Source organism: Streptomyces sp. NPDC002306 (assembly GCF_053593435.1).
In genome coordinates this window covers 1-3,067 of record NZ_JBSFCK010000119.1, presented here as the reverse complement: position 1 = coordinate 3,067, position 3,067 = coordinate 1, and the positions used below count along the sequence as shown (strand labels likewise).

Below are 3,067 nucleotides of genomic sequence, written 5' to 3'. Positions count from 1 at the left end.
CAAATCCCTCGCCGACTCCCTCGCCAAGGTCACTCCACCAGTCACTGAAAACCAGCGAGAGACTTAAGCCCGTGATTTCAGACGCATCACACTAGCGGTACCACGACGTCACGATCAGCAAGTCGGGCGTGTGGAGGATCCTCAAGCGTCTGGACATGGGCCGCCTGCCGACTTCACAGCGATACAAGCGCCACGACCGCAGATGCAAGCGATACGAGAAGCAGCTGCCCGGCCACTGCGTACAGATCGACGTGAAGTTTATTGAACCGCTCGTGGCCATGTCTCAGGGACGGCGCGGCGGCCGCAACAAGTACTACCAGTTCACGGCGATCGACGACTGCACCCGACTGCGGGTCCTGAAGATCTATCCGACGCTCAACCAGGCCGCCATCCAGTTCGTTGACTACGTCCTGCAGGGGCTGCCGTTCCAGGTGGAGGTGATCCAGACGGACAACGGAGCCGAGTTCCAATCCGCCTTCCACTTCCACGTGCTCGACAAAGGCATCGGCCACGCCTACATCAAGCCCCGCAGGCCGCGGCTGAACGGGAAGGTCGAACGCTTTTACCGGATCGACGCCGAGGAGTTCTACCGCCTGCTCGACGGCGTCGCCATTGATGACACCAAGGTGTTCAGCGACAAACTCTGCGAGTGGGAGGACTACTACAACTACCATCGCCCCCACGGCGGTCGCGGCGGCCAGACATCCTACGAACACCTCAAGCAGAAGACCACGACCCAGACATAATCGATCACCTTCAGTTTCACACCGACACGCAGCAGGGGGCGGCATTCAACGCTGGTGTAGGTGAGGCTCTGGGGGTGGCCCTGCCGGTACTCACCGGCGGGGCCTAGTACGGGGCTCGTTCGGTGGTTCGGCGCTGACCGGCAGGGCCTGGCAAGGGAACTGGCCCGGGGAGTTGGCGGTTCCCTCTCAGTTACCATGCACCACAAACCAGCCACTGAACAGATGCTGGCTGAAAGTCATCAGTCTTGGTGGGTTTGTCAATCGAACGGTTCTGTCCCGTAGTCGGTGGTGACAGCAGGTGACGGGTATCGTTACTGACTTTGCTGGCGTGGTGTCGTCAAGGTGAGAGCGGTTTCGGCGAGGCATCCGTCGATGAGGTTGCTGCGGTAGTGGATCTGGCGGAGGCCGTGCCGAAGCACGCGCATCAGGTGGGCGGGGTTGGTGAAGGCGGTGTTGGCCTGGCTGCTGCGTCGCAGCAGTGCCCAGATGCCCTCGACAGGGTTGAGATCGGGCGCATAGGCCGGCAGGAAGCAGCAGGTGATCCAGTCATGGGTGTCCATGGACTCCCGCAACTGGTGGGCTCTGTGGTTGTTGACCGCCTTCACTTACGTGGGCGGCTATGACCGGGCAAGCGATCGGCGACTGCGTGCCTCCTTCGGATGCTTGCACTACGCGGCCATGCGGTCGGGGGACTGGGGCTTCGCCGCTCTACTGCGCTCCCTGCCTCGGGCTGGGACCGTAGCTCCTGGCGGAGACCCGTCCCACGGCCGGGAAAGCGTGGACCGACTCCGGCGAAGCGCACGACCGGCGTGGGTTCAAGCAGCGGGCCGAGGGTGAGGTGCGCATCGTGCCGATTCAGCCTCCGTTGTTCGGCTGCTCCATGAGCATCTGAAGGAGTTTTCGGTACGGCGAAGGACGGTCGGCTGTTCTCCAGCGAGCGGGGTCTCGACGACGGCCGAACGCTGGTTCTGGCTCACTTTGGTGTTGGACTGACGCAGGGTCACTGTTGGTGTCGGCGGCGGTCCGAGGTCACGCAGCCAAAAGGACGCGCTTGGGGCGGGGCGCCTGATCGCAGTGGGCGCAGGTAGTTGCGCAGGACGGTGAGGCCGACGCGGTAAACGGCGGCCGTGATCTCCGCGAAGAGGGTGGCGGCGGTGGTGCATCCCTCGTTCCAGCGCTGGTGAAGGTAGAGCTTGAAGTCGTCGAGGATGCTGGGCAGGCACTGAGCCTTTTCCAACCTCAGTTTGAGCAGGTCAGGTGCGGGGTGAGGACGGGTTGAACGACATTGGTGATGCGGGTTGTGGAGCATCGCAGCTTGCGCAGGAGCCGCCACGTCTTGAGGGTGGCCATGGCTCGCTCGACGAGCGCGCGGATCTTCGCGTGGGAGCGGTTGACGGCTTGCTGCCCTGTGGAGGCGTCTCCCAGCGACCCGAGCAGGGCACCCGTGTGGGGGGCGCCGGCGTCCCGGTAGGCCTTGTCGGCCCAGCATTCCACGACGGCTTCCTCCAGGGCGTCGATGATGCCGTGTGTTCGCGCGGCCCTGATGTCGTGGACGGCTCCGGGAAGTGCGGGCGATGCCCACAGCGGTCGCCCCGCCGGATCGGTGATCACCTGCACGTTCATGCCGTGTTTCTTGTGTTTCCCGGAGTGGAAGGGCCGGTCGGCAGCGATCCTGTCGATCGGTAGCAGCGTCCCGTCGAGGATCGCGAATGCCTTGGTAGAGGGCGGTCTTCATCGCTTCGGCGAGGGTTGGTGCGCGAGCGGTCAGGACATCGATGGCCTCGGCGATGTAACTGGTAGGCGGTCGTGGTGCCGACGCCGAACCCGACGGCGAGTTGAGCGTAGGTATGGCCGCAGCGCAGGTGTGCGAGGACGAGCAGGGCCTGACGTCCCACGCTCACCCGGCGCCAGCGTGTTCCGCGTTCCTGGCGGCGTGCCCGCAGACGAGCGGACAGGAAGTGCAGCGTCGAGGTGGACACATCGACGCCGGCCAGGTAGACAAGCACGCGGAAGCTCCTGGTGGGCAGGCGATCTTGGTCATGAACCCGTCTACCAGGAGCTTTTTCACGTTCAGACACCGCCCTCCAGCCTAACTAGCCAATCACCCAGCCAGGTTGGAAAGGGCTTCCTTGCTCTGCGGGATGCGGTGAGTCCCTCGTATGGTTCACCCGCCCAGGGGTGCCGGGTGTGGTTCAAAAGGCTCTGCCGCTTGTGGCTTTCAGTGCTTGGCCGCCCGGTGCCCCACGACGACCCGGCTGCCAATGAGGAATTGCGAATGATCGCCGAGTAGGGAATCGACAGCGAGGTCGTCCGTCGGGAGA

Annotated in this window: 1 protein-coding gene and 3 pseudogenes; 1 reads left to right on the top strand and 3 read right to left on the bottom strand. The window is 63.9% G+C overall.

The genetic code is table 11. The features are described 5' to 3' along the window. Window positions 1–95 precede the first annotated feature (95 nt). Window positions 96–746 (top strand): annotated as a pseudogene (locus tag ACWCQK_RS42215) (integrase core domain-containing protein); the annotation flags it as partial. Window positions 747–1,057: 311 nt separating this feature from the next. On the opposite strand, the pseudogene ACWCQK_RS42210 reads toward ACWCQK_RS42215, so the two are convergent. The 3 genes and pseudogenes from ACWCQK_RS42210 to ACWCQK_RS42200 all read right to left on the bottom strand — a co-directional run. Continuing rightward, window positions 1,058–1,321, bottom strand: a pseudogene (locus tag ACWCQK_RS42210) (transposase); the annotation flags it as partial. A gap of 425 nt (window positions 1,322–1,746) precedes the next feature. Next, the gene (locus ACWCQK_RS42205) at window positions 1,747–1,983 is read right to left on the bottom strand and encodes a hypothetical protein (RefSeq protein WP_451164552.1); all 237 of its coding nucleotides are present in this window, start codon (window positions 1,981–1,983) and stop codon (window positions 1,747–1,749) included. Window positions 1,984–1,985: 2 nt separating this feature from the next. Next, window positions 1,986–2,752 (bottom strand): annotated as a pseudogene (locus ACWCQK_RS42200) (transposase family protein). Window positions 2,753–3,067 lie beyond the last annotated feature (315 nt).